Source organism: Amycolatopsis sp. TRM77291 (assembly GCF_054166285.1).
In genome coordinates this window covers 728012-753504 of the sequence record NZ_JBSZHF010000001.1, presented here as the reverse complement: position 1 = coordinate 753504, position 25493 = coordinate 728012, and the positions used below count along the sequence as shown (strand labels likewise).

At 69.7% G+C, this 25493-nt stretch carries 34 protein-coding genes; 16 read left to right on the top strand and 18 right to left on the bottom strand.

Annotation, left to right across the window (positions count from 1 at the left end):
* Positions 1-36: 36 nt before the first annotated feature.
* Together ACXIZN_RS03620 and ACXIZN_RS03615 are read left to right on the top strand one after the other, a co-directional pair.
* Positions 37-1410, top strand: coding sequence for a glutamine synthetase family protein (locus ACXIZN_RS03620; RefSeq protein ID WP_457952540.1), 1374 nt, complete (start codon positions 37-39; stop codon positions 1408-1410).
* Positions 1411-1517: 107 nt separating this feature from the next.
* Positions 1518-2075, top strand: coding sequence for a hypothetical protein (locus ACXIZN_RS03615; RefSeq protein ID WP_457952539.1), 558 nt, complete (start codon positions 1518-1520; stop codon positions 2073-2075).
* Positions 2076-2133: 58 nt separating this feature from the next.
* Here ACXIZN_RS03615 and trpA read toward each other — a convergent pair whose 3' ends face one another.
* The 5 genes from trpA to ACXIZN_RS03590 form a co-directional block, all read right to left on the bottom strand.
* Positions 2134-2925: a tryptophan synthase subunit alpha gene (trpA, locus tag ACXIZN_RS03610; RefSeq protein ID WP_457952538.1), complete on the bottom strand. Its 792-nt coding sequence runs from the start codon at positions 2923-2925 to the stop codon at positions 2134-2136.
* A complete protein-coding gene (gene trpB, locus ACXIZN_RS03605) occupies positions 2922-4151 on the bottom strand; it encodes a tryptophan synthase subunit beta (RefSeq protein WP_457952537.1) in 1230 nt (409 codons plus the stop codon). The genes trpA and trpB overlap by 4 nt, the downstream gene beginning before the upstream one ends.
* Complete coding sequence (gene trpC / locus ACXIZN_RS03600) at positions 4148-4957, bottom strand: indole-3-glycerol phosphate synthase TrpC (protein ID WP_020630310.1); 810 nt, start codon at positions 4955-4957, stop codon at positions 4148-4150. The genes trpB and trpC overlap by 4 nt, the downstream gene beginning before the upstream one ends.
* A 192-nt stretch (positions 4958-5149) precedes the next feature.
* The gene (locus ACXIZN_RS03595) at positions 5150-5707 is read right to left on the bottom strand and encodes a Trp biosynthesis-associated membrane protein (protein WP_457952536.1); all 558 of its coding nucleotides are present in this window, start codon (positions 5705-5707) and stop codon (positions 5150-5152) included.
* Positions 5700-7262 carry an anthranilate synthase component I gene (locus tag ACXIZN_RS03590; RefSeq protein WP_457952535.1) on the bottom strand — a complete coding sequence of 521 codons (1563 nt, stop codon included), beginning with the start codon at positions 7260-7262 and terminating at the stop codon, positions 5700-5702. Before ACXIZN_RS03590 ends, ACXIZN_RS03595 begins: the two co-directional genes overlap by 8 nt.
* A gap of 95 nt (positions 7263-7357) precedes the next feature.
* Between ACXIZN_RS03590 and ACXIZN_RS03585 the strand changes: the two genes are divergently transcribed.
* Positions 7358-7963: a TetR/AcrR family transcriptional regulator gene (locus tag ACXIZN_RS03585; RefSeq protein WP_457952534.1), complete on the top strand. Its 606-nt coding sequence runs from the start codon at positions 7358-7360 to the stop codon at positions 7961-7963.
* Between the two features lie 236 nt (positions 7964-8199).
* Here ACXIZN_RS03585 and ACXIZN_RS03580 read toward each other — a convergent pair whose 3' ends face one another.
* The 5 genes from ACXIZN_RS03580 to hisF all read right to left on the bottom strand — a co-directional run bounded on the left by ACXIZN_RS03580 (position 8200) and on the right by hisF (position 10787).
* Positions 8200-8715, bottom strand: a complete 516-nt coding sequence (locus tag ACXIZN_RS03580) for a hypothetical protein (RefSeq protein ID WP_457952533.1) — start codon at positions 8713-8715, stop codon at positions 8200-8202.
* A 201-nt stretch (positions 8716-8916) separates the two neighbouring features.
* On the bottom strand, positions 8917-9279 hold the full coding sequence (locus ACXIZN_RS03575; protein WP_126733710.1) for a DUF1304 domain-containing protein: 363 nt from the start codon (positions 9277-9279) through the stop codon (positions 8917-8919).
* The gene (gene hisI / locus ACXIZN_RS03570) at positions 9276-9638 is read right to left on the bottom strand and encodes a phosphoribosyl-AMP cyclohydrolase (protein WP_034319286.1); all 363 of its coding nucleotides are present in this window, start codon (positions 9636-9638) and stop codon (positions 9276-9278) included. Before hisI ends, ACXIZN_RS03575 begins: the two co-directional genes overlap by 4 nt.
* Positions 9628-10017 carry a hypothetical protein gene (locus tag ACXIZN_RS03565; RefSeq protein WP_457952532.1) on the bottom strand — a complete coding sequence of 130 codons (390 nt, stop codon included), beginning with the start codon at positions 10015-10017 and terminating at the stop codon, positions 9628-9630. The genes hisI and ACXIZN_RS03565 overlap by 11 nt, the downstream gene beginning before the upstream one ends.
* A complete protein-coding gene (gene hisF / locus ACXIZN_RS03560) occupies positions 10014-10787 on the bottom strand; it encodes an imidazole glycerol phosphate synthase subunit HisF (RefSeq protein ID WP_016335963.1) in 774 nt (257 codons plus the stop codon). The genes ACXIZN_RS03565 and hisF overlap by 4 nt, the downstream gene beginning before the upstream one ends.
* Positions 10788-10826: 39 nt before the next feature.
* Between hisF and ACXIZN_RS03555 the strand changes: the two genes are divergently transcribed.
* Genes ACXIZN_RS03555 through ACXIZN_RS03520 form a run of 8 tightly spaced genes read left to right on the top strand, consistent with a single transcriptional unit; the run spans position 10827 to position 16393 of the window.
* Positions 10827-11453 (top strand): TetR/AcrR family transcriptional regulator, encoded by a 627-nt coding sequence (locus tag ACXIZN_RS03555; protein WP_457952531.1) that lies wholly within the window; start codon positions 10827-10829, stop codon positions 11451-11453.
* Positions 11454-11480: 27 nt separating this feature from the next.
* Positions 11481-11987 carry an RNA polymerase sigma factor gene (locus ACXIZN_RS03550; protein ID WP_457952530.1) on the top strand — a complete coding sequence of 169 codons (507 nt, stop codon included), beginning with the start codon at positions 11481-11483 and terminating at the stop codon, positions 11985-11987.
* Positions 11984-12985 (top strand): hypothetical protein, encoded by a 1002-nt coding sequence (locus ACXIZN_RS03545; protein ID WP_457952529.1) that lies wholly within the window; start codon positions 11984-11986, stop codon positions 12983-12985. Before ACXIZN_RS03550 ends, ACXIZN_RS03545 begins: the two co-directional genes overlap by 4 nt.
* A gap of 28 nt (positions 12986-13013) precedes the next feature.
* A complete protein-coding gene (locus ACXIZN_RS03540; protein WP_457952528.1) occupies positions 13014-13937 on the top strand; it encodes an NADP-dependent oxidoreductase in 924 nt (307 codons plus the stop codon).
* On the top strand, positions 13934-14494 hold the full coding sequence (locus tag ACXIZN_RS03535) for a putative glycolipid-binding domain-containing protein (protein ID WP_457952527.1): 561 nt from the start codon (positions 13934-13936) through the stop codon (positions 14492-14494). The genes ACXIZN_RS03540 and ACXIZN_RS03535 overlap by 4 nt, the downstream gene beginning before the upstream one ends.
* Positions 14495-14543: 49 nt before the next feature.
* The gene (locus ACXIZN_RS03530; RefSeq protein ID WP_457952526.1) at positions 14544-15266 is read left to right on the top strand and encodes an ABC transporter ATP-binding protein; all 723 of its coding nucleotides are present in this window, start codon (positions 14544-14546) and stop codon (positions 15264-15266) included.
* On the top strand, positions 15263-15997 hold the full coding sequence (locus ACXIZN_RS03525; RefSeq protein ID WP_457952525.1) for an ABC transporter permease: 735 nt from the start codon (positions 15263-15265) through the stop codon (positions 15995-15997). Before ACXIZN_RS03530 ends, ACXIZN_RS03525 begins: the two co-directional genes overlap by 4 nt.
* 9 nt (positions 15998-16006) lie before the next feature.
* Entirely contained in the window at positions 16007-16393 is a 387-nt protein-coding gene (locus tag ACXIZN_RS03520) for a PPOX class F420-dependent oxidoreductase (RefSeq protein ID WP_457952524.1), read from the top strand.
* Positions 16394-16719: 326 nt separating this feature from the next.
* On the opposite strand, the gene ACXIZN_RS03515 is transcribed toward ACXIZN_RS03520, so the two are convergent.
* The 3 genes from ACXIZN_RS03515 to hisH all read right to left on the bottom strand — a co-directional run bounded on the left by ACXIZN_RS03515 (position 16720) and on the right by hisH (position 18517).
* Complete coding sequence (locus tag ACXIZN_RS03515) at positions 16720-17067, bottom strand: DUF1330 domain-containing protein (RefSeq protein WP_257485382.1); 348 nt, start codon at positions 17065-17067, stop codon at positions 16720-16722.
* A gap of 79 nt (positions 17068-17146) precedes the next feature.
* Positions 17147-17884, bottom strand: coding sequence for a bifunctional 1-(5-phosphoribosyl)-5-((5-phosphoribosylamino)methylideneamino)imidazole-4-carboxamide isomerase/phosphoribosylanthranilate isomerase PriA (priA, locus tag ACXIZN_RS03510; RefSeq protein WP_007029948.1), 738 nt, complete (start codon positions 17882-17884; stop codon positions 17147-17149).
* Between the two features lie 9 nt (positions 17885-17893).
* Positions 17894-18517, bottom strand: a complete 624-nt coding sequence (gene hisH, locus ACXIZN_RS03505) for an imidazole glycerol phosphate synthase subunit HisH (protein ID WP_457960448.1) — start codon at positions 18515-18517, stop codon at positions 17894-17896.
* A gap of 136 nt (positions 18518-18653) precedes the next feature.
* On the opposite strand from hisH, the gene ACXIZN_RS03500 reads away from it, so the two are divergent.
* The 3 genes from ACXIZN_RS03500 (at position 18654) to ACXIZN_RS03490 (ending at position 20804) form a co-directional block, all read left to right on the top strand.
* Positions 18654-18833 (top strand): hypothetical protein, encoded by a 180-nt coding sequence (locus ACXIZN_RS03500; RefSeq protein WP_192741149.1) that lies wholly within the window; start codon positions 18654-18656, stop codon positions 18831-18833.
* Between the two features lie 73 nt (positions 18834-18906).
* Positions 18907-20079 (top strand): acyl-CoA dehydrogenase family protein, encoded by a 1173-nt coding sequence (locus ACXIZN_RS03495; protein WP_457952523.1) that lies wholly within the window; start codon positions 18907-18909, stop codon positions 20077-20079.
* Positions 20080-20135: 56 nt separating this feature from the next.
* Positions 20136-20804 carry an NIPSNAP family protein gene (locus tag ACXIZN_RS03490; protein ID WP_457952522.1) on the top strand — a complete coding sequence of 223 codons (669 nt, stop codon included), beginning with the start codon at positions 20136-20138 and terminating at the stop codon, positions 20802-20804.
* Here ACXIZN_RS03490 and ACXIZN_RS03485 read toward each other — a convergent pair.
* From ACXIZN_RS03485 to ACXIZN_RS03475, 3 genes are read right to left on the bottom strand one after another with little or no spacing between them, the layout of a single operon-like run.
* Complete coding sequence (locus ACXIZN_RS03485; RefSeq protein ID WP_457952521.1) at positions 20790-21218, bottom strand: NUDIX hydrolase; 429 nt, start codon at positions 21216-21218, stop codon at positions 20790-20792. The genes ACXIZN_RS03490 and ACXIZN_RS03485 overlap by 15 nt on opposite strands.
* Positions 21219-21228: 10 nt before the next feature.
* Positions 21229-22119 carry a transketolase family protein gene (locus ACXIZN_RS03480; RefSeq protein ID WP_457952520.1) on the bottom strand — a complete coding sequence of 297 codons (891 nt, stop codon included), beginning with the start codon at positions 22117-22119 and terminating at the stop codon, positions 21229-21231.
* Between the two features lie 4 nt (positions 22120-22123).
* A complete protein-coding gene (locus ACXIZN_RS03475; protein ID WP_457952519.1) occupies positions 22124-22816 on the bottom strand; it encodes a transketolase in 693 nt (230 codons plus the stop codon).
* A gap of 52 nt (positions 22817-22868) precedes the next feature.
* Between ACXIZN_RS03475 and soxR the strand changes: the two genes are divergently transcribed.
* Positions 22869-23330 (top strand): redox-sensitive transcriptional activator SoxR, encoded by a 462-nt coding sequence (gene soxR, locus ACXIZN_RS03470; protein ID WP_016335982.1) that lies wholly within the window; start codon positions 22869-22871, stop codon positions 23328-23330.
* A 46-nt stretch (positions 23331-23376) separates the two neighbouring features.
* Positions 23377-23925, top strand: a complete 549-nt coding sequence (locus tag ACXIZN_RS03465; RefSeq protein ID WP_457952518.1) for an RNA 2'-phosphotransferase — start codon at positions 23377-23379, stop codon at positions 23923-23925.
* On the opposite strand, the gene ACXIZN_RS03460 is transcribed toward ACXIZN_RS03465, so the two are convergent.
* Both ACXIZN_RS03460 and ACXIZN_RS03455 read right to left on the bottom strand, forming a co-directional pair.
* On the bottom strand, positions 23922-24794 hold the full coding sequence (locus tag ACXIZN_RS03460) for a hypothetical protein (RefSeq protein ID WP_457952517.1): 873 nt from the start codon (positions 24792-24794) through the stop codon (positions 23922-23924). The two genes, ACXIZN_RS03465 and ACXIZN_RS03460, sit on opposite strands and share 4 nt — an antisense overlap.
* Before the next feature lie 46 nt (positions 24795-24840).
* Positions 24841-25410, bottom strand: coding sequence for a TetR/AcrR family transcriptional regulator (locus tag ACXIZN_RS03455; RefSeq protein ID WP_457952516.1), 570 nt, complete (start codon positions 25408-25410; stop codon positions 24841-24843).
* Positions 25411-25493: the final 83 nt, after the last annotated feature.

Sequence of the window (25493 nt, the reverse complement as noted above, 5' to 3'; positions counted from 1 at the left end):
GGCAAGGGCCTCCGATCGAGGCCAGGATGAGGAACCATGGTGAACCGGGAAGCACTGACCGCCCGCGCGACCGCCCTCACCGCGGAGCTCCGGGCCCGGGGTGTCGAGCTCGTCGCGCTGACCTTCGTGGACAACGCCGGGATCGCGCGGGTCAAGGCGGTGCCCCTGCGGAAACTGCCGTCGGCGGCCGCGTGGGGTGTCGGCGCTTCGAAATCCTTCGACTTCTTCGGCTCGGACGACGTCATCACCGGCGGTGAGCATTCCCTCGGCCCGGTCGGTGACCTGCGGCTCCATCCGGACCTCGACGCGCTGACCGTGCTCGCCGGGCAACCCGGCTGGGCCTGGGCACCGGTGACGAAACTCGACCAGGAGGGCGAGCCGCATCCACAGGATCCGCGTGCCCTGCTGGCGACGGCGGTGGACCGGCTCGCCGCCCGCGGACTCCGGGCCCGGATGAGCTTCGAAATCGAGTGGGTGATCACCGGCGCCGACGCCCCGGACGATCCGACCTCGGCCACCGCCGGCCCGGCGTACGGTTACGCGAGGCTTTCCGAGCACGCGGACTATCTCCGCGCCCTGGTGTCCACTTTGGACCAGCAAGGGGTCGGTGTGGAGCAGATCCACCCCGAGTACGCCGACGGCCAGTTCGAGCTGTCGGTCGCCGCGGCCGGCCCGGTGCGCGCGGCCGACGTCGCCGTCCTGACGAAGGAGACGATCCGCGCGCTCAGCCACCGGCACGGGCTGAAGGCTTCCTTCACCCCGAAGTTCGTGCCCGCCGGCGTCGGCAACGGCGGGCATGTGCACCTGAGCGTCTGGGACGGCACTCGGAACCTTTTCTCCGGCGGGGAAAGGATTTTCGGGCTGACGCCTGCCGCCGAGTCGTTCAGCGCGGGCATCCTGCGGCGGCTGCCCGCACTGCTCGCGATCGGGGCGCCGTCGGTCGTCAGCTATCTGCGGCTGGAGCCGCACCACTGGGCGGGTGTGTACGGCGCGTGGGGACTGGAGAACCGGGAGACGCCGCTGCGGCTGGTGCGCGGCGTCGCCGGGAACCGTGCCGCGGCGGCGAACCTCGAGGTCAAATGCTTCGACCTGACCGCGAATCCGTATCTGCTGGCGGCCGCCCTGCTGTTCGCCGGGATGGCCGGAGCCGACGAGGAAGCGACCCTTCCGGTGCCGCTCGACGTCGATCCCGGGACCTTGACCGAGGAGGAACGCGCCGCCCGCGGGATCGAGCGGCTGCCCCAGCGGCTGGAAGAGGCCGTCGCGGCGTTCGAGGCGGACAAGGACCTGGCGGCCGCGTTCGGCGCTCCGCTGGCGACGACGATCGTGGACGTGCGGCGGGCGGAGATCGAGCGGTTCGCGCACGCGACCCCGGAGGAGATCACCGCGGCGCAGCGCTGGCGGCACTGACCCGGCGGGTCACCGGAACAGACCTGGTCCGGCACCCCCGGCCGTCTCTAAAGTGACGCTCACTCGTCCATGCCGGACGAGCCTTCACGCGAACTGGGGATTCCTCGATGAAGAAGGTGAAGGCCGTCTTGGTGACGGCCGCGCTCGTACTGACCGCACTCGTCTCGACCGCGCCGATGGCCAGCGCCGAAGTCGGGACCCGGACCACGCTGAAGCCCGAGCATCGCGAAGCCTGGGTGCATTTCAGACCGGCCCTCGACTCCGCCTACCTCGTGGTCAGCAACGTCGCGCTGAGGACGATCTGCTACATCGACCAGGGCAACGTCCGCTGGAACCTGATCTACGACGACTTCCAGATGCGGACCGGCTACACCTACGCGTCCTACCTGACGACGCAATCGACGCAGTGGTGCGGGAACGTCGGGCAGAAGACCGGCGGCGCCAAGGCCGAGACATGGGTGCATCTCTACCCGAGGCCCGACTGGGCTTATGAGGCGATGTACCCGGGACACGACATCGCGGCCGTCTGCACGCTCGGGTTCATCACCGACCCCGATGGCGTGTCGCGGCGCTGGGATCTGTACGTCGACCACGCGAACAACGTCGCCGGATTCACCTGGTACACCAGTTTCTGGTCTTCACCGCTGTCCATCACCGAGTGCTGAACGAAAGGGCCCTTCACCGCATCTCGTGCGGTGAAGGGCCCTTTCGGCTCAAGTCGGATCAAGCGGGGGCGACGGTCTTCCGCACACCCGCGGCCAGCTCGGCCGAAAGCTCGCGCACCGCGTCCAGTCCGCTCGCGGCGGCGGTCACCAGCGCGGAACCGACGATGACGCCGTCCGCGAATCCGGCGACCTGCGCCGCCTGCTCGCCGGAACGGACGCCGAGACCGACGCCGATCGGCAGGTCCGTATGCGCGCGGGTCCGTGCGACCAGGTCCTCGGCGTGCACGCCGACCTGGTCACGGGCGCCGGTCACGCCCATCACCGCGGTGGCGTACACGAAGCCCGAGGCGGCCTCGACGGTCTTCGCGATCCGCTCCTCCGAGGAGGACGGCGCGACCAGGAAGATCCGGTCCAGACCATGCTGTTCGGAGGCGGCCATCCACTCGTCGGCCTCGTCCGGGATCAGATCCGGGGTGATCATGCCGAGCCCGCCCGCGGCGGCGAGGTCCCGCGCGAAGCGGTCGACGCCGTAGCGGTGCACCGGGTTCCAGTACGTCATCACGACGGCCTTGCCGCCGCGCGACGACACCGACTCGACGACCTCGAACAGGTGCTTGAGCTTGAAACCGCCGGAAAGCGCGCTCACCGAGGCGGCCTGGATGGTCGGGCCGTCCATCACCGGGTCCGAGTAGGGCACGCCCACCTCGACCAGGTCGGCACCGCCGTCGACCACCGCGGCCAGCAGGTCCTTCGACCCGTTGACCGTCGGGAAGCCCGCCGGGAGGTACCCGATCAGCGCTCCGCGACCCTCCGCGCGCGTCGCCGCGAAGAGCTCCTTCAACCCGCTCATGCGTTCTCCACCAGGCCGAAGTACTTCGCGGCCGTGTCAATGTCCTTGTCGCCGCGACCGGACAGGTTCACGATGATCAGCCCCTCGGGGCCGAGTTCGCGGCCCAGCACCAGCGCGCCGGCCAGCGCGTGCGCCGACTCGATCGCCGGGATGATGCCCTCGGTGCGCGAAAGCAGCTTGAACGCGTCCATCGCCTCGGCGTCGGTGACCGGCCGGTACTCGGCGCGGCCGCTGTCCTTGAGCCACGAGTGCTCCGGGCCGACGCCCGGGTAGTCGAGACCCGCGGAGATCGAATGCGACTCGACGGTCTGGCCGTCCTCGTCCTGCAGCAGGTACGTCATCGCGCCGTGCAGGTTGCCCGGGGTGCCCTTGGTCAGCGTGGCGCCGTGGCGGTTGCCCTCGATGCCCTCACCGCCCGGTTCGAGACCGACGAGCCGGACCTCCGGGTCGTCGATGAAGCCGTGGAAGATGCCGATCGCGTTCGACCCGCCGCCGACGCAGGCCGCGACGGCGTCCGGCAGGCGTCCGGCCTGCTCCAGGATCTGGACGCGGGCCTCCTCGCCGATGATCTTGTGGAAGTTCCGCACCATCATCGGGAACGGGTACGGGCCCGCCGCCGTGCCGAACAGGTAGTGCGTCGTGTCGGCGTTGGTGACCCAGTCGCGCAGGGCCTCGTTGATGGCGTCCTTGAGCGTGCGCGAACCGGTCTTCACCGGGACGACCTCGGCGCCGAGCAGCTTCATGCGGGCGACGTTCAGCGCCTGCCGCTCGGTGTCGACCTCGCCCATGTAGACGATGCATTCCAGGTCCAGCAGCGCGCAGGCGGTGGCGGTGGCCACGCCGTGCTGACCGGCACCGGTCTCGGCGATGACCCGCTTCTTGCCCATTCGCTTGGTGAGCAACGCCTGGCCCAGCACGTTGTTGATCTTGTGCGAACCGGTGTGGTTCAGATCCTCGCGCTTGAGGAAGATCCGGGCGCCGCCGGCGTGCTCACCGAAGCGCTTGGCCTCGGTGAGCAGCGACGGACGGCCGGCGTAGTCACGCAGCAGACGCCGGAACTCGTTGACGAAGTCCGGGTCGTTCCGCGCCTTGTCGTACTCGGCCGCGACCTCGTCGACGACGCCGATCAGGGCCTCGGGCATGAACCGGCCGCCGTACGGGCCGTAGTAGCCCCGGTCGTCCGGATCGTGCTTGCCGTGGGGTTCTTCGTGGTACTCCGTGGTCATCGAGAAGGCCTCGGGCAGGCAGGGTGCGATCCGGCGGTGACGAGCTTGACCAGCGCGCCCTTCGGGTCGCCCGAAGCGACGAGCCCTTCGCCCACGAGGACGGCGTCGGCGCCGTGACCCGCGTAGGACATCAGGTCGCCCGGGCCGCGCACGCCGGACTCGGCGATCTTGAAGACGTCCATCGGCAGGCCGGGGGCCAGCCGCGAGAAGACGTCCCGGTCGACCTCGAGGGTGTGCAGGTTGCGGGCGTTGACGCCGATCACCTTCGCGCCGGCTTCGAGGGCCTTGTCGGCCTCTTCGGCGTTGTGGATCTCGACCAGCGCGGTCATCCCGAGGGATTCGACCCGGTCCAGCAACGCGATCAGGGCGTTCTGCTCCAGGGCGGCCACGATCAGCAGGACCATGTCCGCGCCGTGCAGCCGCGCCTCGTGGACCTGGTACGGGCTGACGATGAAGTCCTTGCGCAGCACCGGGATGTCGACCGCGGCGCGGACCGCGTCGAGGTCGGCGAGCGAACCGCCGAACCGCCGCTGCTCGGTCAGCACGCTGATCACCCTGGCGCCGCCGTCGGCGTAGTCCTTCGCCAGCGCGGCCGGGTCCGGGATCTCGGCCAGATCGCCCTTGGACGGGCTGCGCCGCTTCACCTCGGCGATGACGCCGATACCGGACTCGCGCAGGGCCGCGAGCACGTCACGTGGGGGCGCGACCTGGGTCGCGCGCTTCTTCAGCTCGTCGAACGGCAGAACCGCCTCGCGCTCGGCGAGATCGGCACGGACGCCGGCGACGATGTCTTCGAGCACGCTCACCGGAGTACCTCACCGGCCGTCGTACTCACTGATTCCTTCGCAAGGTCGCTCACAAAAACCTTCCCCTTCCCGCCGAAACGATGCTAACCCCCGCACGGATACGGCCTGGTTCCGGGTATGTCCGTTACTCCGAATGCCAACCGTGTCATCTTTCGCGGCGCAGATCTCGGAAACGCGCGTTTTCCGCGGCCATCACCGGGTCGCGGTGGGATCTTCGCCTTCGGACAGCGCCTCCCACAGCTCGGTCTCCGGATCCTTGGCTGCCTTCTTCTTCGCCCCCGGCGCCGAGTACTTCGCGCCGAGACGAGGCATCCGGCCCGCGCCCTTGATGGCTGCCAACCCGCCCGCCGTCACGAGAATTCCCCCCAGGATCGCGAGACCGCGTGCTCCCACCATCTGAGCCACGGGCAGGCCGTCGGCGAAGCCGCTGAACGAGCCGCCCGCCACGCCGATCCACACCGCGGCGGCACCGGCCACGGCGAGTACCACGCCGAGCACCCGGCGTGGCCAGCCGCCGGTGGCGATCAGCCCCGCCGTGCCGGCGAGCGCCAGCAACGCGAGCGGAATCAGCGCGACCGCGCGCTGTGAACCGGTTTCCGTGTACAGCACCGTGCCGCGCACGCCGCCGTCGCGGAACTCCGCGAACCAGACGAGCCGCGAAGAACCCCACAGCGCGACCGCGCCCAGCAGCAGGCCCACCACGGCGATCCACAGTGGACGCTTGGCCTTCTTCGCCGGGGCGTCAGACACGAGTGCTGTCACCCGCCGGGTCGAGCTCGTCCGCGGCGATCATCGTCTGCGCCGCCGCGACGGCGGAGAGCACGGTGCGGGCCTTGTTGAGCGACTCGTTGTCCTCGTAGTCGGCCACCGAATCCGCGACGACTCCCCCGCCGGCCTGGACGTACGCGGTGCCGTCCTTCATCAGCGCGGTGCGGATCGCGATCGCGGTGTCGGCATCCCCGGCGAAGTCGAGATAGCCGACGACACCGCCGTAGAGCGCCCTGCGGGTCGGCTCCAGTTCCTCGATCAGCTGCATCGCGCGGACCTTCGGCGCGCCGGAGAGCGTCCCCGCCGGGAAACAGGCGGTGACGGCGTCGAAAGCCGTCTTGTCGTCGAGGAGTTCACCGGTGACCGTCGAGACGATGTGCATGACGTGGCTGTAGCGCTCGACGTCGAAGAAGTCGACGACGCGCACGGTGCCGGGTTTGCATACCTTGCCGAGGTCGTTGCGGCCGAGGTCGACGAGCATCAGGTGCTCGGCGCGTTCCTTCTCGTCCGCCAGCAGGTCCTTGGCCAGCTGCGCGTCCTCCTCCGGGTCGGCGCCGCGCCAGCGGGTGCCCGCGATGGGATGTGTGGTCGCGCGGCCGTCCCGCACGGTGACCAGCGACTCCGGGCTGGACCCGACGATGTCGAAACCGTCCAGTCGCAGCAGGTACATGTACGGGCTCGGATTGGAGGTGCGCAGCACGCGGTAGACGTCCAGCGCGTCGGCCCGCGTCTCGATCTCGAATCGTTGCGACGGCACGATTTGGAACGCTTCGCCCGCCTTGATCGCCTCGACCGCCTTCTCGACGGCCGCGTGGAAGTCCGGCTTCGAGCGGCGGCGGGTGAATTCGGGCGCGGGACGGTCGAAGACGGCGGCCGTGGCCGGGGCCGCGACGTGCAGCTGCTTGGTCATCGCGTTCAAACGCGCGACGGCGTCGTCGTACGCGGCGTCGACACGCTCGGCCGAGTCGTCCCAGTTGACCGCGTTGGCGATCAGCGTGACGGTGCCCTCGTGGTGGTCGAAGGCGGCGAGGTCGGTCGCCAGGAGCATGGTGAGTTCGGGTATGTCGAGGTCGCGCTCGGCGAGTTCGGGGAGCCGTTCGAGCCAGCGGACGGCGTCGTAGCCGATGTAGCCGACCATGCCGCCGGTGAGCGGCGGCATCCCGGGCAGCTGCTCGGTGTGGAGCGCGGCGACGGTCTCCCGCAGCACGGTGAGCGGGTCGCCCTCGGTCGGCAGGCCGACCGGCGGGGTGCCGGTCCAGACCGCCTCGCCGTCACGCACGGTCAGCGCGGCGGGGCTGTCGACGCCGATGAACGACCATCGGCTCCACGACGCGCCGTTCTCCGCCGATTCGAAGAGGAACGTCCCCGGCCGGTCGGCGGCGAGCTTGCGGTAGACCCCGATGGGGGTCTCACCGTCGGCGAGCACGCGGCGAACGACGGGGATGACGCGACGGCCCTCGGCGAGCGCGCGGAACTCGTCGCGCGAAGGGCTGACCGAGCCGAGCCCCGAGGGGCTGGCGTTTGCGGCGCTGACCATGTCGCTCATTGTGCTGCAACGGCCGTGAGGACCTGGACGGGGGGATGAATTCAAAGAATGTTGAATTTCGGGCCGGGTCCGTTCATGATGACGCCATGGCTGTTGACGACACTACCGCGCGGCGCCGGGGACGGCGGCCCGGCGGACAGGACACCCGCACCGCGCTGATCGAAGCGGCGCGCGCGGTGTTCGGTGAGAGCGGCTTCGACGGCGCGACCGTCCGCACGATCGCGACCCGCGCCGGGGTCGACGCGGCGATGGTCAATCACTGGTTCGGCAGCAAGGAGGGGCTGTTCGCCCAAGCGATCCTGAAGCTCCCCTTCGACCCGCACGAACTGCTCGCGGAACTTCAGGACGGGCCCGACGAGGAGTTCGGCCGGCGGATCGTGCGGACCTTCCTCACCCGGTGGGACGGTGCCGGCGGCGAAGTGTTCCAGGCGCTCGTCCGCAGCGTCGCCGGGCACGAACAGGCCGCGGCCGTACTGCGCGGGTTCTTCCAGAACTTCTTCACGAAGGTCATCGGCGGGCTGGGCTCGGACCGCGTCGAACTGCGCACCACGCTCTGCGCCTCCCAGCTCGTCGGGATGGGGCTGGTGCGGTACGTCGCGAAGTTCGAACCCATGGCGTCGAGCGAGATCGAGCCGCTGGTGACCGCGATCGCGCCGACCGTGCAGCGGTATCTGACCGGGGACATCGACTGAACCGGGCCGTGTTCGCCGTCCGATCACGCGAGTTCCGCCTTCGATCACGTGAGTTCGCCGTCTGGACACGCGAATCGCGCCCAAGGCCTCCTTGCCTACCCTGACGGTAGCGAAGGAGGCCTTCACTACCCACCGAGCGGATGGCGACGCCGCGCGTGAGGAGAAACGGAACTCACGTGATCGGAGACGTAACTCGCGTGATCAGAGGCGGAACTCGCGGGCCGGGTGTCGTCCGATCAGGCCGTGTCCGGCTCGATCTCCTTGACGGGAACCGTGTAGAGCGTGTCCTTCGAGAACCGTCCGCGCGGGAAGATCACGATCATGTCCGTTCCCTCGCCGCCGACGAAGACGGGGACTTTCTCGAGTCCCCCGAAACGAGGAGCGATCCTCAGCGACCGTCGCGTCTGAAGCAGTTTGTAATCGCGCTCGAGGTAGACGTCGATCCTGGGGTACAACCAGCCGGGCCGCACCGTCGCCGTGGCCTCGCGCAATCCGGTCTTCGCTGCGGAGCGACGGCGGCTCTTCCAGAGCCAGGCGGCGTACAGACACGCCGGAACACCGTAGAAGGCCGCCAAAGACAGCGGGGACAGCACTTCGAACCGAGGATCTTCCGAAACCATCAGGCACACGACGAAGTAGGCCATCCAGAACACCGCCAAAGCGGTCGCCCGTTGTTCGAGAATCGACAGTTTCCCGATCAAGGGGGTGGCCACCTCTTCGTGGACCGTCGGCGCCACAAAGCTTTCGGTCACGTCATCGTCCGGAGTGGAGCGAGGCCTCCCGGCGACCCGCGGGCGTCGACTCGGACCGTCACGCTCGGCTGATCTTCGCTTCCCACGCCCCGGTTTCATGCGCTGAGGTTAATCGAGAGAAGTGCCTTTTCCGGCCATCGAGTCGCATCTCGCTCCAAGGCAACCGTGAGCGCCCGGCGCGCGTGCAAGTCAGCAGGCGCGTCAGCCCGCGAGCAGCACCGCGATCAGCGCCAACGTGCCGGGGACCACCTGCACGAAGAAGATCTTCTTGCTCGCCGTCGCCGTCCCGTAGAGCCCGGCCACGATCACGCAGGCGAGACCGAAGATCTTGAACTGCCAGGCGGTGCTGCCGGTCGCGATCAGGCCCCAGATCAACGCGGCGGCGAGGAAACCGTTGTACAGCCCCTGATTCGCCGCGAGCGCCGAGCTCTCCTTCGCGAATTCCTCGGTGGTGCCGAAGGAGGCGCGGGCGCGCGGTGTGGTCCACAGGAACATCTCGAGCACGACGATGTACAGGTGGATCAGGGCGACGATGCCGACCAGGACGTTGGCGACGACATTCACGGGTTCTCGCTCTCGTCGGCCAGCAGCAGCCGTTCGTCGGTGTCGAAGCAGGTGTGCGTGCCGGTGTGACAGGCCGGGCCGGTCTGGTCGACGCGCAGGAGGACGGTATCGCCGTCGCAGTCGATCCGCACCTCGCGCACGTGCTGGACGTGGCCGGAGGTCTCGCCCTTGACCCACAGTTCCTTGCGGCTGCGCGAGTAGTAGGTGGCGCGCCGCGTGGTGAGGGTGCGCTCGAGCGCCTCGTCGTCCATCCACGCCATCATCAGGACGTCCGATGTGGAGTGTTCGACGACGACGGCGGCGATCAGCCCGTCCGCGTTGCGCTTCAAGCGATCCGAGAGGGCGGGGTCAAGCGTCATTCGTGGCTCCGAGAAGGTGCCGTTTCACCGGCATCGAGTTGAGCAGTACCGCCGTGTAGATGTACCCGGCGAACAGCAGCCCGGAGACGATCTTCACCCAGAAGAGTTCCGCCGCGAGCATGGAAAGCGCGTGCAGCAACCCGAACAGGAAGCTGACGGCGAAACCGGCGAACCGCGCGGAGGTCATCTTCAGCACCAGCCCCGCCACGACCAGACCGCCGAGGACCAGCGACGTCCCCGGCAGCAGGAACGTCCTCGCGGTGGAGTACGGCGCGAACATGAGGATCACGGCCATCGCGATATAGGCGATGGGAAGCCCGAGCAGCAGCGCGCAGACGACCTTGACCTCGGTGGAGGCCTTCCATTTGGCCAGGATCACCGGACCACGACTCCCCCGGCGCGCAGCGCGCTCTTGACCTCGCCGATCTTCAACTGTCCGAAGTGGAACACGCTGGCCGCGAGCACCGCGTCCGCGCCTGCCTCGACGGCGGGCAGGAAGTGCTCGAGCGCGCCGGCGCCACCGCTGGCGATCACCGGGACGCGGACCGCCGCCCGCACCTGGGTCAGGAGTTCGAGATCGAAACCGTTCTTGGTGCCGTCGGCGTCCATCGAGTTGAGCAGGATCTCGCCGACGCCGAGTTCCTCGCCGCGCGCGGCCCACTCGACGGCGTCGATCCCGGTGCCGCGGCGCCCGCCGTGCGTGGTCACCTCGAACCCGGACGGAGTCGGCTCGGTCCCCTCGGGGACCCGGCGCGCGTCCACCGACAGCACGACGCACTGCGCGCCGAACCGGCGGGACGCCTCGCGCAGGAACTCCGGCCGCGCGATGGCGGCGGTGTTGATGCTCACCTTGTCCGCGCCCGTGCGCAGCAACCGGTTGACGTCGTCGTTCGTCCGCACGCCGCCGCCGACGGTGAGCGGGATGAAGACCTGCTCCGCGGTCCGGCGGACGACGTCGAAGGTGGTCTCACGGTCCCCGGAGGACGCCGTGACGTCGAGGAACGTGAGCTCGTCCGCGCCCTCGGCGTCGTACAGGCGGGCGAGCTCGACGGGGTCGCCGGCGTCGCGCAGGTCGGCGAAGTTGACGCCCTTCACCACACGGCCCGCGTCGACGTCGAGACACGGGATGACCCTGACTGCGACTGACATGGGGACAAGCGTAGTCAAGAGCCGTTCTAAGCTCGCGGGATGGCACAGGCGGGGCGGCGGCCGGGGCAGACCGAGACGCGGGAGGAGATCCTCGAAGCGGCGAGGCGCAGATTCGCCGAACAGGGTTACGACGGGGCGACCGTCCGCGCCATCGCGGCCGACGCCGGGGTCAACGCGGCGCTGCTGCACCATTTCTTCGGTACCAAGCAACGGCTCTTCGCCGCGTCGATGAATCTGCCGGTCGACCCGGGCGAGCTGGTCCCCCGGATCCTCGAAGGCCCCGAAGAAGAGATCGGCGAGCGCCTCGTCCGCGCGTTCCTCGGCCTCTGGCAGGCCCCGGACGGCCGCGCGCCGTTCCTGGCGATGATCCGGTCAGCGACCACCAACGACCAGGTCGCGACCATGATGCGGCAGTTCCTGGAGCGGGCGGTGCTGGCGCGGGTCGCCGAAGCGCGCGGCGTGCCGAAGGTGCGGGTGTCCGGGATCGCCGCGCAGATGATCGGGTTCGCGCTGCTGCGCTACGTCATCGGGCTCCCGCCGCTGGTCAACGCCTCGGAGGAGGAGGTCGTCGCGATGCTGGCCCCGGTCGCGCAGTACTACCTGACCCCCGGCGCCGAGAAAGTTCGGCTCCCGATGCATCAGGAGGGTGGTCTCGCGCGTCACTAGAGCGAGACCACCGGCTGAGGGAGATACGTGCCTGCGACCTTCGACGAGTTCGTCGCGGATCGCCTGGACGGCCTCCTGCGCTACGCGACCGTCCTGACCGACGACCCGTACCTGGCGCAGGACATCGTCCAGGAGGTGCTGCTGCGCGCTCAGGAACGCTGGCCGAAGATCGACTCGCCGCCGACGTACGTCCGCCGGATGGTGACCAACGAGTACCTCTCGTGGCGGAGGCGGCTGGCGGTCCGCCGGGTGACACCGTCGTCGCCGGAAGCACTCGCCCTGATGAGCCCGCCGGTCTCCGATCACGCCATCGAGTACGACGAACGCGACGCGATGCTGGACCGGCTCGCGAAGCTCCCGCGCAAACAACGCGCCGCGATCGTGCTCCGCTACTACGAGAACTACTCCGACGAGGAGATCGGCGCGGTACTCCGCTGCGCGACGTCGACCGTGCGCAGCCAGATCTCGCGCGCGCTCGCGACGCTGCGGGAAACCGAGCCGTCCCCGTCCGTGCCCACGGGAGCCCGCAAATGACCCGACTGAGTGACGAGCACACCGAGGACCTGATCCGCGAGAGCCTCGAACACCTGGCGACGCGGGCGCCCGATGGTGCCGAGATCCGCGACGCGCTGACCCAACGGTCGCGAAGCCGCCCGAGGATGGCCTTGGCGCTGGTCGCGGCGGCGGTCGCGATCATCGCGCTCGGCGTGCCGCTGGGCCTGCGGGCCTACACCACCACGGTCACGCCGGCTTCCCCGCGCGACGCGGACTGGTCGGTGCTGCCGTACAAGCCGGGGTGGCTGCCCGACGGTTTCACGGAGATGAGCCGCGCCGCGAAGCCCTTTCCCGCGCCTCAGACCAGGATGTGGAACGGCGGCGAGGCGGGCCAGGTCCAGCTGACCACCACTCCGCTGGACGAACGGCGCGGGCCGTGGACCATCGCGCCCGCCCCGAACCAGATCATCGTGCACGGCCGGGTCGGCATGGTCTCGGAGGTCTACGGCGACGCGACGATGCTGACGTGGTCACCCGACGACGCGTACGTGCTGAACCTGACCCTGTACGGCGTGCGGGACGCGCGCGGCGTGGGTCAGCGGATCGCGGACGAGATGGTCAGGGACGGCCGCGCCCGGGTGTCGGGCGAACTGCGGTTCGGCAGGTTGCCCGCCGAACTGGAGCTGTCCGGGGTGAACCTGGCCATGATGGTCGACGGCGGCAGGACCGAACTCGAAGCCACCCGCGCCGGGCAGCCCGGCGCGGCGGCGGTCGTCACGGCGACGCTCGGCGGCGGGCGGCCGGACGCGGGTGACGCCGCGCCCGTGCCGCTCAAGGTCCGCGGGCTCGACGGTTTCGCCCTTCCCGCCCGGAACGGACGGCTCGGGCAGCAGGACGAAACGGTCGCCGTCCAGGTCGAAGGCGGGCGCTGGCTCACCGTGTCGGGTAAGCGGGACCGGGCGACGCTGCTCGACGTCGCCGAGGGCCTGCAGATCGTCCCCGGTGACTACAGCTGGTTCGGGAAACCGCCGGAATAGTGGCGGGCGGGCGGCGGTTGTCGACGGCATGACGGACACCTACCGCTCCATCGCGTTCACCGAGTACGGCGACTCCGGGGTCCTGCGCGTCCTCGAACGCGAGCTTCCCGTGCCGGGTCCCGGCCAGGTGAGGGTCGCCGTCCGGGCCGCGGGGGTGAACCCGATCGACTGGAAGATCCGCTCCGGCCTGATGGCGGAGGTGTATCCCGCGAAGTTCCCCGCCGTCCCCGGCGGTGACATTTCGGGCGTGATCGACGCGGTCGGTGAGGGAGTGACCGAGTTCGCCGCCGGTGACGAGGTCTTGGGGTCCGGTATCGGTGGGTACGCGGAGTACGTCCTCGCGGATCCCGCGAAGTTGGTCCGCAAGCCCGAGGCACTGTCCTGGGAGCTGGCCGCGGCGCTGCCGGCGGTCGTCAACACCGCCTATCGCGCACTCAACCTCCTGGATCTGCAGAAGGGCGAGACGCTGCTCATCGACGGTGCGGCGGGTGGCGTCGGCACCATCGCCGTCCAGCTCGCCGCCGCACGCGGACTCACCGTCGTGGGCACCGCGAGCGAAGCGAACCACGATTACCTTCGCTCGCTGGGTGCCGTCCCGGTGCAGTACGGCGAAGGGCTCGCCGAGCGCGTACGCGGCGTCGCTCCCCAGGGCATCGACGCCTCCTTCGACGCCTCCGGACGCGGCTCGCTCGCCACCCTCGTCGAGCTGACCGGCGGCCCGAAGCGGGTCATCACCATCGCCGCGCCGGACGCGGCCGACCACGGCGTCCGCTTCACGTCGGGCTCCCCCGCCGAGCAAGTCCCCGGCTCGCTGGCCGAAGGTGCCGCGCTCGCCGCCGAAGGCAAGCTCGACCTGCCGATCGCCCGGGTGTACCCGCTCGACGAGGCGGCCGCGGCCCAGGACGAGAGCGAAGCGGGCCACGTCCGGGGCAAACTCGTCCTGGTCCCGTGAACCTTCCCGCGACGGCGAGCTGGCTGCATCGGGACGCGAGGACCGGCGTCGAGGTCGCGTTCTTCGAAGAACACGAAGGCGGCTGGCGGATCAGCGGTGCCACGACGGCGGTCGAGGACGGCGAATCCTGGTTCGTCGAGTACGCGATCACCGTCGGCGCCACCTGGCATACGAGGTCGGCGGAGCTCTCCGGCCGGTCGGCGAGCGGGGCCCGGCACACGGTCCTCGAATCCGGCGGCGACGGCCGCTGGCGAGTGGACGGAGTCGCGGATCCGCGGCTCGACGGCTGTTTCGACGTGGATCTCGAATCGTCGTCGATGACGAACACGCTGCCGGTGCACCGGCTCGGCCTGGCGTCGGGGGCCGCCGCCGAGGCGCCCGCCGTGTACGTCCGGGCGGGCGACCTCGCCGTGGAGCGGCTCGAGCAGCGCTACGAGCGGATCGGTGACCGCGATTTCGCCTACGCGGCACCGGTCTTCGACTTCTCCTGCGTGCTGCGTTACGACCGGCACCTGCTGGTCCGCGACTACCCGGGCATCGCCGTCCGGCTGTCCTGAAACCCGCACCCCTTGACTCGCGCTTCTCAACGGGCGCAGAATTAAACGCATGGCTAATTCAGCGATCTCCGTGACGGGACTGAGGGTCGTCCGCGGCGGTCGCGAGGTCGTCAAGGACATCGCGTTCCGGACGCCGCGCGGCCTCATCACCGGTCTGCTCGGGCCGAGCGGCTGCGGCAAGACGACGCTGATGCGCGCGATCGTCGGCGTGCAGATCGTCGCCGCGGGCGAGGTCACCGTGCTCGGCCATCCCGCGGGCAGCCCGCCGCTGCGTCGGCTGATCGGCTACGCCACCCAGAACCCGGCCATCTACGCCGACCTCACCATCACGGAAGCCTTGCGCTACTTCGCGTCCGTCCTTCGCGCGCCGATGTCCGATGTGGACAGAGTGATCGCCGAAGTCGGGCTCACCGACCACGCGGGCAAACTGGTCGGCTCCGTGTCCGGCGGCCAGCACAACCGCGCCAACCTCGCCGTCGCGCTGCTCGGGAAGCCCGAACTGCTCGTCCTCGACGAACCGACGGTCGGCCTCGATCCCGTGCTCCGCGACGAACTTTGGGCGCTGTTCCGCGACCTCGCCGACGGCGGCGCGACGCTGCTCGTGTCCAGCCACGTCATGGACGAGGCCGCGCGCTGCGACCGTCTGCTGCTCATACGCGAAGGGCGGCTCCTCGCCGACGACACCCCGGCCGGGCTGCGCGAACGCACCGGCACCACCGATCTGGAGCAGGCGTTCCTGCGGCTCGTCCGGGAGACGGAGATGACCTCGTGAACCCCACGCTGACGCTCGCCACGGCCCGCCGCATCCTCCTTCAGCTGCGGCACGATCCGCGCACCGTCGCGATGCTGATCGTCGTCCCGTCACTGCTGATGGTGCTGCTGCGCTTCGTCTTCAACTCCGAAGCGGTGTTCAGCCGGGTCGCCCCGGCGCTGCTCGGCGTCTTCCCGTTCCTGATCATGTTCCTGATCACCTCGATCACCACGCTGCGCGAGCGCACCACGGCGCCCCTGGAACGGCTGATGACCCTGCCGATCGGCCGGATGGACCTGCTCTTCGGCTACGCGATCGCGTTCGGTTCGATCGCGATCGTGCAGGTCGGCGTCGCCGCTGGGGTCTCGCTCGCCTGGCTCGGTCTCGACATCGCGGGCTCGATCGGGATGCTGCTGCTCATCGCCGTCCTCGACGCCCTCCTGGGGATGGCGCTCGGCCTGTTCGTGAGCGCGTTCGCACGGACGGAATTCCAGGCGGTGCAGTTCATGCCGCTGTTCGTGCTGCCGCAGATCCTGCTGTGCGGGCTGTTCGTCCCGCGCGGCGAAATGGGCTGGCTCCTGAACTGGCTTTCGAACGTGATGCCGCTTTCGTACGCGGTCGAAGCGCTCACCTGGGTCACCACCTCGGGCACCGTGGACGCGACGCTGATCCGGAACCTGCTCATCGTCGGGGCGTGCGCCCTGGCCGCGCTGGTGCTCGGCGCGGCGACGCTGCGCCGGCGAACGCCCTAGACTCTCCACATGGGATCGCAGTTCGAGCGGATCGCCGCCGAGAAGTACGTCGTCCTGACCACCTTCCGCAAGAACGGCACCCCGGTGCCGACCCCGGTCTGGGCGGCGGGCGACGGCGGCGAACTGGTGATCTGGTCCGAGCGGAAGGCGGGCAAGGTCAAGCGCATCCGCAACAGCGGCCGCGTCGAGGTCCAGGCCTGCGACTTCCGCGGCGCCAAGACCCATGGCGACGTCGTCGCGGGCGAGGCGCGGCTGCTGGACCTCGACGAGACCGAACGCGTGCGCAAGGTGATCGCGCGGAAGTACGGGATCACCGGGCGGGTCACGATGTTCTTCAGCAGGCTGCGTGGGCCGAAGGACCGGACGGTGGGGATCGCCGTCAAGCTGGCGGAGTGACCCGGGGGGGCCGCTGGTCATGTCGCGAAAGCCACTTTCGGGACATCAGACGTCGCGAAAGTGGCTTTCGCGACGTGCCACCGGCTGCCGAACCGCCTACCCCCACTGACGCTGCGAAAGCCACTTTCGCAACGTTGAAGGTTGCGAAAGTGGCTTTCGCAACCTTCTGCCAAGCCCGGCACCCAACAGCACAGGCGAGCTCCNCGCGACATGCTCGCCAGGACGGTGCCGTGCCCGGCCACGACTGATGTTGCGAAAGCCACTTTCGCAACGTTGAAGGTTGCGAAAGTGGCTTTCGCGGCACCCCTCGGCCGGCACCGGCTCACTCAGGCCGCCTGCAGCGCCCGCAGCCCGGCCGCCAGCGCCGCCGAGTCGTGGTCCGGCCCGCATCCCTCGACCAGGATCAGATCGCCGGGGATGTGGTCGGCCCGCAGCGGCAGGATCTCCTGGTACGCGGGCGAGTCGTACCACTCCCGCGCGGCGTCGAGGCTCGGGAACTCGATGAGCACGAGCGCCCCCGGCCACTCCCCCTCGACGACGTGGACCCCGGCTCCGTGCACAAGGAACCTGCCGCCGAAGGGGTCGAGCGTGGCCTGGATCCGTTCCATGTACTCGAAGACCTCTTCGGCCAGCACGGCGGCGGGGCGAAGGTGGGCGAGTCCGTAGGCGGTCATGGTGTCCTCCAGGTTTCGTTGTCCTGGAAGGAATCCTGACCGAGCCGGCGCGTGGCGTCGATTACCCGGGAGGTAAAGCTCAGAACTCCGCGACGGCCGCGAGCGCCTCGGGCAGGGTGAACGCGCCGGCGTAGAGCGCCTTGCCGACGATGGAGCCTTCGACCCCGTCGCGGGCCAGCGCGGCCAGCGCGCGGAGATCGTCCACACTGGACACACCGCCGGAGGCGATGACCGGCGCGTCGGTGCGGGCGGCGACCTCGCGGAGCAGGTCGATGTTCGGCCCCTGGAGGGTGCCGTCCTTGCTCACGTCGGTGACGACGTAGCGCTGCGCGCCGTCGCGGTCGAGCCGGTCGAGGACCTCCCAGAGGTCACCGCCGTCCTGCGTCCAGCCGCGGGCGGACAGCCGGTGCCCGGCCTCGGTGATCCGCACGTCCAGCCCGATGGCGACGCGGTCGCCGTAGGAGGAGACGACCTTCGCGGTCCACTCCGGGTCCTCCAGCGCCGCGGTGCCGAGGTTGACGCGGCGGGCGCCGGTGGCCAGCGCGGCCTCCAGCGAGGCGTCGTCGCGGATACCACCGGACAGCTCCACCTGGACGTCGAGCTTGGCCACGACGTCGGCGAGCAGCTCGCGGTTGGAACCCTTGCCGAACGCGGCGTCGAGGTCCACCAGATGGATCCACTCCGCCCCGTCGCGCTGCCAGGCGAGCGCCGCCTCCAGCGGGCTGCCATAGGAGGTCTCGGTGCCGGCCTCGCCCTGGACGAGTCGCACGGCCTGGCCATCGGCCACATCAACGGCGGGAAGGAGCGTGAAAGTCACGCGCCCACTCTAAGACAGGGTGTTCAGCCAGTTGCGCAGCAGGTGCGCCCCGGCGTCCCCGGACTTCTCGGGGTGGAACTGGGTCGCCCAGAGCGGCCCGTTCTCGACGGCGGCGACGAAGTCCTGGCCGTGGTTCGCCCAGGTCACCCTGGGCTGCTGCCCGGCGAGGCCGGAGTCCAGTTCCCAGGTCCGCGCGGCGTAGGAGTGCACGAAGTAGAACCGCGTGTCCGCGTCCAGACCGGCGAACAGCTGTGAATCCTCCGGGGCGCGGACGGTGTTCCACCCCATGTGGGGCAGGACGTCGGCCTCCAGCCGGTCGACCGTGCCCGGCCACTCCCCGGCGCCCTCGGCCTCCACGCCGTGCTCGACCCCGCGTTCGAACAGGATCTGCATGCCGACGCAGATGCCCAGCACCGGACGGCCGCCGGCGAGACGCTTGCCGATGATCTTCTCCCCCGACACCGACCGCAGCCCCTCCATGCAGGCGGAGAAGGCGCCGACACCGGGGACGACCAGGCCGTCTGCCTCGAGCGCGGCATGCGGGTCGGCGGTGACCTCGACGTCGGCGCCGGCGCGCTGGACGGCGCGTTCGGCGGAGCGGAGGTTGCCGGACCCGTAGTCCAGGATCACCACGCGAGGAGTAGCCACGCACACCAGGCTAGCGGACCGGATTTTTCCCGGATTCCCCGTTTCGACCTTCACTCTTCTGGGTAATAGCGACTCCGAGTGAAAGGCCGGCGCAGGACCGCCCTGCACTTATGGAGGAACGATGCAGGACGCCGACGAACTGACCCGCCTGCTCAGCGCCTGGCGGGACGACATCGAGAGCGTGCCTTTCCCTACCTTCGCGGAGCTGCTGATCCCGGCGCAGAAGCGGCGCTCCGCCCCCGCCCGGACGGCCACGGCATCGGTTCAGGTGACGAAGACCACCGGCTGGCGGAATCACTGACACCCGACTCCGGTCGCGTGTGTGGTTTTCTTCTTGGGAAGGACGACCCACCGAGCCGACCAGGAGTGACCGCATGAGCAGCAGCCCGGATCCGCGCGACTTCCTCGATCTCGACGCCGAGCTCACCGCCGAGGACCGGGCCATGCGTGACGCCGTGCGCGCCTACGCCCAGGACCAGCTCTTGCCGAACGTGGCCGGCTGGTACGAGACGGGCGCGCTGCCCGCCGCCGAGCTCGCCAAGGGATTCGGGCAGCTCGGACTGCTGGGCATGCACCTGGAGGGTTACGGCTGCGCCGGGACCAGCGCCGTCGCCTACGGCATCGCCTGCCGGGAACTGGAGGCCGTCGACTCCGGGTTGCGCAGCTTCGTCTCGGTGCAGGGCTCGCTGGCGATGTACGCGATCCACAAATGGGGCACCGAGGAGCAGAAGCAGGAGTGGCTGCCCCGGATGGCCGCCGGTGAGGCGCTCGGCTGCTTCGGCCTGACCGAGCCCGACGCCGGCAGCGACCCCGGCAGTATGCGGACCCGCGCGGTGCGCGACGGCTCGGACTGGGTGCTGAGCGGTACGAAGATGTGGATCACCAACGGAACCGTCGCCGACGTCGCGGTCGTCTGGGCCCAGACCGACGAAGGCGTGCGCGGCTTCGTCGTCCCCACGAACACGCCGGGCTTCACCGCGAACGAGGTCAAGCACAAGCTGTCGCTGCGGGCCTCGCTGACCGCGGAACTCGTGCTCGACGGCGTCCGCCTTCCCGATTCCGCGGCGTTCCCTGAGGTCAGGGGCTTGCGTGGACCGCTGTCCTGCCTGAACGAGGCGCGCTACGGGATCCTGTTCGGCGTCGTCGGCGCCGCCCGCTCCTGCTACGAATCCGCGCTGGAGTACACGCTGAGCCGGGAACAGTTCGGCAAACCGCTGGCCGGTTTCCAGCTCACCCAGCGCAAACTCGCCGATCTCGTCGTCGAGGTCAACCGCGCCGGGCTGGTCGCGCTGCGGATCGGACGGCTCAAGGACGCCGGGACGCTGCACCACAACCACGTCAGCTTCGGCAAGCTCGCCAACGTCCGCTCCGCGCTGGAGGTCGCCAGGACCGCGCGCGCCATGCTCGGCGCCAACGGGATCTCGCTGGAGTACCCGGTGATGCGGCATATGTCGAACCTGGAAACCGTGCTGACCTACGAAGGCACCGAAGAGATGCACGCGCTCTCGCTCGGGCAGTCGGTCACCGGGCTCGCCGCCTTCCGCTGACGTACCGCTCGGCTGAGAACCCGGAAACTGTCGGTGCGGGCCTCTAGGGTCCGCGCATGACCGATTCCCCCGAGTTCCAGTCCGTCGTCGAGCTGCGCCGGTACACGCTGCACCCCGGCCGCCGGGACGAGCTGATCGAGCTCTTCGAGCGCGAGTTCGTGGAGACCCAGGAAGCCTGCGGCATGCGCTTGTTCGGCCTCTTCCGCGAGCCGGCCGAGCCGGACAGGTTCGTGTGGCTGCGCGGTTTCCGGGACATGGAGTCCCGGCGTGCCGCGCTCGAATCGTTCTACTACGGGCCCGTGTGGCGCGCGCACGGGCCCGCGGCGAACGAGACGATGATCGACGCCTCCGACGTCCTCCTGCTGCGCCCGTCCGGGCCGGGGTTCCCCGCTCCCGGCGGCGCCGGGGATTCCCGGGTGCTGGTGACGGTGTGCCATCCGATCGGTCCGGTCAAGGAGTTCTCCGAACACTTCGCGGAGAACGTGGCGCCCGCCCTGCGGGAATCCGGTGTGGAGACGTTCGGCCATTTCGAAACCGAGCCCGCGGAGAACACCTTCCCCCGGCTGCCCGTGCGGGAGGACGAGCGGGTGTTCGTCTGGTTCACGAAGGCCGCCGACGAACACCGCGAACTTCTCGCCCGGACAGGCGCCGAACTCGCGAGCCACCTCGAACGTCCCTGGGAGCAGCGGGAACTGACGCCGACCGCGCGGTCAGTGCTGCGCTGAAAGGAGGTCCGCGAGTCCGTCCGGGTACAGGATCGCCTTGCCGCTGGCCACGTCGGCCATCGGCAGCCAGTGCACGCGCGCGCCGTCGTCGAGCACCACGCCGACCTCGTCGCGCTCGTAGAACGCCTTGTCCGTCAGATCCGCGGTGAACAGGAACACGATCTCGTGCCCTGGCCTGCCTTCGTAGGTGTACACGTTCTCGAGTACGGCGATCTGCTCGACCGAGGTCAGCTCCGCCGCGAGTTCCTCCTGGAATTCGCGGTGCAGCGCCTCGGCGGCGGTCTCCCCGAACTCGATCCCGCCGCCGAGCGGGCGGTGGTAGGTCACCCCTTTGGTGTGATCGCGGCCTTCGAACACGAGAAGGTCTTCACCACGCCGGATGACCCCGAGCGCGAGCGGGCGGATCTTCGTCATCCTGGTGACGCTAGCGGAGGAATTCCTTGACGGACAAGGCGATCGAGCCGGCGTCGAGGCCGTGCGCGAGGTCGTGGTCGGCCATTTCGCCGTAGATCCGTACTTCCGCGTCGCGCCGGACGCCGAGGGAGAGCAGCCGGTGCGGCGTTTCGGACAGCGCGCCCGTCACAGCGTGCGCCGACGTCCCCGCGAGGTACGGCTCGATCAGCACGACGTCGGTGGTCCCGGCGGCGTCGACGGCCGCGCGCAGCCCGGCGGCGTCGAACGGCCGGACGGTCGAGGTGTAGAGCACGGTCACGTCGAGGTCGGCGGTCGCCTCCAGTGTCCGGTCGAGCATCGGCCCGACGGCCACCACCACCCCTCGCCCGCCTTCGCGCAGGGTCTGCAGGCCCGCACCCAGATGCGCTTTCGCGTTCTCCTGCGCGGAAAGCCGGAGATAGACGCGCCCGTCGCCCGGGATGGACTCGAGCAGCAACCGCCGTGCCTCCTCGGGATGCCCCGGCACGTGCACGGTCCAGCCCGGCAGCGTGTCGATGAGGGCGACGTCGCCGGGCGCCTGGTGGGTCCGCCCGGCGGTCGGCATGTCGTAGGAAGCGCCCGAGGACACCAGCACGGCCCCGACGTCCTGGTGCCCGAGGTCGAGTTTGACCTGCTCGAAGGCCCGCTCCACGAGGAACGACGAGAAGGTGTGGACGATCGGGCGCATCCCGGCCAGCGCGAGGCCGCCCGCGGTGCTCATCATCAGTTGTTCGCGGATGCCGACGTTGAGCACCCGGTCGGGATGTTTCCGCGCGGCGAAGGCGAGCTGTGCCGCGGAGATGTCGGCGAGCACGACGGCGACGTTCGGGTCGGTGTCGAGCGCGTCGGCGGCGGCTTCGAGGAACGTTTCACGCATGTTCACGGGTTCAGCCCTTTCGCTCGACGGTCGCGACCACGGCGAGCGGCCGGTCCGGATGCGGTGTGGTGAAGGCTTCGTACAGCGCGTCGTGGTCGCGGCCGTCGACGGTGCGGGTCGTCCAGCCTTCGACCTCGAACCGGCGCGCGATCCCGCCGGGCCAGCCGTGGGTGGCCGAGGAGTTGTCGATGACGACGGCGGTCAGCTGCGGCATGCCGATCCGGCCCGCCACCGCGATGGCCTCCTGGTTGGATCCCTCGTCGAGCTCCGCGTCGCCGATGAGGGTGACGACCTTGGCCTCACGGAATCCCTTGGCGCGCAGGCCGAACACGGTGCCGATGGCCAGCGGGAGGCCGTGCCCGAGCGAACCGCTGGAGATCTCGGCCACGGGGAGCCTCGCCCGGTCGGGATGGTGACCGAGCCGGGACTCGGCCGAGGTCCAGTCGGCGAGTTCCTCCTCGTGGATGAAGCCCTTCTTCGCCAGCACCGCGTAGTAGGCCATCGGGCCGTGGCCCTTCGACAGCAGGAAACGGTCGCGGCCCGGGGCACGGACGTTCTCCGGGGTGATGTCGAGCACACGGTCGTAGAGCACCCACAGGACGTCCACTGTGGACTCCGCGGCGGCCTGATGCTTCTCGTCGCCGGTCATCAACGAGATCAGCCTCGGCAGATCCTCGTAGCCGGTCTTGGTGTCGGTGGTCATGAACCGAGGTTGCAACCTCGACTTAGGTCGAAGTCAAGGCTAGCCTGGCGACGTGACGAGACTGGCTGAACACCTGAGCATCGGGCAGGTCGCCGACCGTAGCGGCGTACCCCATACGGCTTTGCGTTTCTACGAGGACAAGGGGCTGATCAGTTCCGAGCGTTCGGCGGGCAATCAGCGCCGGTACTCGCGCTCGGTACTGCGCCGGATCGCTTTCATCCGCGCCGCGCAGCGGGTCGGGCTCAGCCTGGACGACATCAGCTCGGCACTGGAGACCCTGCCCAAGGACCACGCCCCCACCAAGGCCGACTGGGCCCGCCTGTCGCGGGGCTGGCAGGACGAGCTCGACGCGCGGATCGACGCGTTGCAGCGCCTGCGCGACAGGCTGACCGGATGTGTCGGCTGCGGCTGCCTCTCCCTGCGCAGCTGCGGGCTCTACAACGCCGACGACCAGATGTCCCGCTTCGGCCCCGGCGCCGGGAAACTGCGCCCGGCTTCCGAGGGCGGCATCTGAATTCCGTTGCCACGCGGGTGCCGGGTGTGCGTCACTGTGACTCGAAATGGACAAGAAACACCTCATCCGGGTCTCGAAACGACTCTCCCGGCATCTGCGCCACGCGCCCGGCGATATCGGCGTCACCCTCACCCCTGACGGCTGGGTCGACGTCGACACACTCCTGGCGGCCTTGCGCCGCAACGGTTTGCCGCTCACCCGCGCCGAACTCGACGAAGTGGTCGAGGGCAACGACAAACGGCGCTTCGCCTTCGACGAGTCCGGGCTGCGGATCCGCGCCAGCCAGGGCCACAGCGTCGACGTCGACCTCGCCCTGCCCGCCGCGATCCCGCCGGACGTGCTCTACCACGGCACGGTCTCCCGGTTCCTCGACGCGATCCTGCACGAAGGGCTCCGGCCGATGAAGCGGCATGCCGTCCACCTTTCGGCGACCGTGGACACCGCGCGGACGGTCGGGGCGCGGCGCGGCGTCCCGGTGCTGCTCGCCGTGGACGCCAGGAAGATGGCCGCCGCCGGGCACGAATTCCAGGTGAGCGCGAACGGCGTCTGGCTCACCGCCGCCGTTCCGCCGGAATTCCTGCGCAGGCTGCCCTAGACCAGGCCGTTGGCCCGCAGGAGCCCCAGCGTGCCCACGGTGAACATCCCGTTCCACTCCAGCGCGGCGGCCGGCGAATAGCTGGTGTAGTCGACCCGCCAGCCTCCGTCTTCGTGCTGGCCGCCCGCCACCCGTCGCAGATCCGCTTCGATGACGCCGGGCCGGAAGAGCTTCCGTGCCGGGCCACCGGGTTCCGGCGCGAAATCGAGCGGGCGCATGGCCTCGCCCTCGATCCCGCCGCCGACGGCGACCACGCCGTCGTCCGGGACGAACCGGCCGAGCTTCTCGACCAGACGCGTGTCGCCCAGGGCGTCCACCAGCTTCATCGTGAAGGCGAGCACGAGCGCGTGCGGTGCCTCGTCGAGCTTCTCGATCTCATCGAGGCAGTAGCGCGTTGCCTTCGCCAGCCAGGGATGCACGGCGACCGCGGGGTCGTGCGCCGCGACGCGGTGCGCGGTCACCGCGACGATCGCGGTGATCTGCAACGAGGAGACCGTCGGATCCGCGCTCGCCCAGAACGGCGCGCTACCGGCGGGGTCCGGCATCGGCAGCGCGAACGGGATCCCGCCGTCGGGCAGGGAGATCGAGGCGAGCCAGTCGCAGAGTTCGGCCGCACGCGGACTTGTCGACTTGGCGACGTCGGCGAAGACCTCGAAGGCGTGCAGCGCGCCGGCGGGCTGGCTGGTCGCCGAGCGGCAGTCGGGTTCGAGCCCGTGGCCGTAGCCCCCGTCGGGATTGCGATACGCCTCCAGCGCGGCGAGCGCCGCGGCCGGGTCACCGTCGCGGAAGAGGACGTCGAAGCGCCGCCTGTCGAGCAGCCGGGCCTGGGTGGCCATGAACGTGGCCGCCGCGTTCAGATCGATGTTCATGCCGACAGGGTCGCGCGGATCGCGGCGCCTGTCTTGAACACATCGGTCACGAGCGGCGGCGCGGACGGTTGTAGAGCTTGCGGCCGACGCTGAGGAGCGTTTCGCGCAGCGTCTCGTCGTCGAGCGAAGCGACCTCGGGCGAGCCGCCGGCGAGGGCGATACCGGCCAGGAGCACCTGCGCGGTGACCATCCCCAGTACGTCCGGCTCCGGGCCGGCGAGGATCTCCAGCAGCCGGTTCTTGAAGCTTTCCGAGCGGTGGACGGATTTTTCGATCGCGCGGGCGATGCCGGGGTCGCTGGAGAACAGGGCGACCAGCGCGCGGTGCCGCACCACGAGATCGACGAAACCGTCTAGCAGGTGGTCGATCTGCGCGCCCCGGGTGCGCTGGGCGCGGGCGTCGTCGACGATGCCTTCGAGCTCCCGCAGCACGGGTTCGGCGACGGATTCGGTGATCTCCGCCTTCGTCTTGAAGTGGTAGTAGACGGCGGCCTTGGTGACGCCGAGGGCGTCCGCGATCATCTGCAGCGAGGTGCCTTCCACGCCGTGTTCGGTGAACAGCCGCAACGCAGTGCCCAGTAGTCGCGTGCGGGTGTCCTCCGCGTGGACGACGTCCATGTTCCCTCCTCGTTCAGCCGTCGGAGATTACGTCAAGCGTGGCCGCCCGGCCAAACGAGTACTAGCCGTGCGGCTAGTCACAC

Excerpts from the sequence above, each read along its gene's own strand:
- ACXIZN_RS03460 (WP_457952517.1), bottom strand. The coding sequence starts at position 24,794 with ATGAACATCGATCTGAACGCGGCGGCCACGTTCATGGCCACCCAGGCC.
- trpA (WP_457952538.1), bottom strand. The coding sequence starts at position 2,925 with ATGAGCGGGTTGAAGGAGCTCTTCGCGGCGACGCGCGCGGAGGGTCGC.
- hisI (WP_034319286.1), bottom strand. The coding sequence starts at position 9,638 with ATGACGCTTGACCCCGCCCTCTCGGATCGCTTGAAGCGCAACGCGGAC.
- ACXIZN_RS03500 (WP_192741149.1), top strand. The coding sequence starts at position 18,654 with ATGCAGGACGCCGACGAACTGACCCGCCTGCTCAGCGCCTGGCGGGAC.
- ACXIZN_RS03620 (WP_457952540.1), top strand. The coding sequence starts at position 37 with ATGGTGAACCGGGAAGCACTGACCGCCCGCGCGACCGCCCTCACCGCG.
- ACXIZN_RS03455 (WP_457952516.1), bottom strand. The coding sequence starts at position 25,410 with ATGGACGTCGTCCACGCGGAGGACACCCGCACGCGACTACTGGGCACT.
- ACXIZN_RS03485 (WP_457952521.1), bottom strand. The coding sequence starts at position 21,218 with ATGACGAAGATCCGCCCGCTCGCGCTCGGGGTCATCCGGCGTGGTGAA.
- ACXIZN_RS03530 (WP_457952526.1), top strand. The coding sequence starts at position 14,544 with ATGGCTAATTCAGCGATCTCCGTGACGGGACTGAGGGTCGTCCGCGGC.
- ACXIZN_RS03540 (WP_457952528.1), top strand. The coding sequence starts at position 13,014 with ATGACGGACACCTACCGCTCCATCGCGTTCACCGAGTACGGCGACTCC.
- ACXIZN_RS03490 (WP_457952522.1), top strand. The coding sequence starts at position 20,136 with ATGACCGATTCCCCCGAGTTCCAGTCCGTCGTCGAGCTGCGCCGGTAC.
- ACXIZN_RS03590 (WP_457952535.1), bottom strand. The coding sequence starts at position 7,262 with ATGGTCAGCGCCGCAAACGCCAGCCCCTCGGGGCTCGGCTCGGTCAGC.
- hisF (WP_016335963.1), bottom strand. The coding sequence starts at position 10,787 with ATGTCAGTCGCAGTCAGGGTCATCCCGTGTCTCGACGTCGACGCGGGC.
- ACXIZN_RS03555 (WP_457952531.1), top strand. The coding sequence starts at position 10,827 with ATGGCACAGGCGGGGCGGCGGCCGGGGCAGACCGAGACGCGGGAGGAG.
- ACXIZN_RS03465 (WP_457952518.1), top strand. The coding sequence starts at position 23,377 with ATGGACAAGAAACACCTCATCCGGGTCTCGAAACGACTCTCCCGGCAT.
- ACXIZN_RS03520 (WP_457952524.1), top strand. The coding sequence starts at position 16,007 with ATGGGATCGCAGTTCGAGCGGATCGCCGCCGAGAAGTACGTCGTCCTG.
- ACXIZN_RS03515 (WP_257485382.1), bottom strand. The coding sequence starts at position 17,067 with ATGACCGCCTACGGACTCGCCCACCTTCGCCCCGCCGCCGTGCTGGCC.
- ACXIZN_RS03495 (WP_457952523.1), top strand. The coding sequence starts at position 18,907 with ATGAGCAGCAGCCCGGATCCGCGCGACTTCCTCGATCTCGACGCCGAG.
- ACXIZN_RS03545 (WP_457952529.1), top strand. The coding sequence starts at position 11,984 with ATGACCCGACTGAGTGACGAGCACACCGAGGACCTGATCCGCGAGAGC.
- trpB (WP_457952537.1), bottom strand. The coding sequence starts at position 4,151 with ATGACCACGGAGTACCACGAAGAACCCCACGGCAAGCACGATCCGGAC.
- ACXIZN_RS03615 (WP_457952539.1), top strand. The coding sequence starts at position 1,518 with ATGAAGAAGGTGAAGGCCGTCTTGGTGACGGCCGCGCTCGTACTGACC.
- ACXIZN_RS03475 (WP_457952519.1), bottom strand. The coding sequence starts at position 22,816 with ATGACCACCGACACCAAGACCGGCTACGAGGATCTGCCGAGGCTGATC.
- ACXIZN_RS03585 (WP_457952534.1), top strand. The coding sequence starts at position 7,358 with ATGGCTGTTGACGACACTACCGCGCGGCGCCGGGGACGGCGGCCCGGC.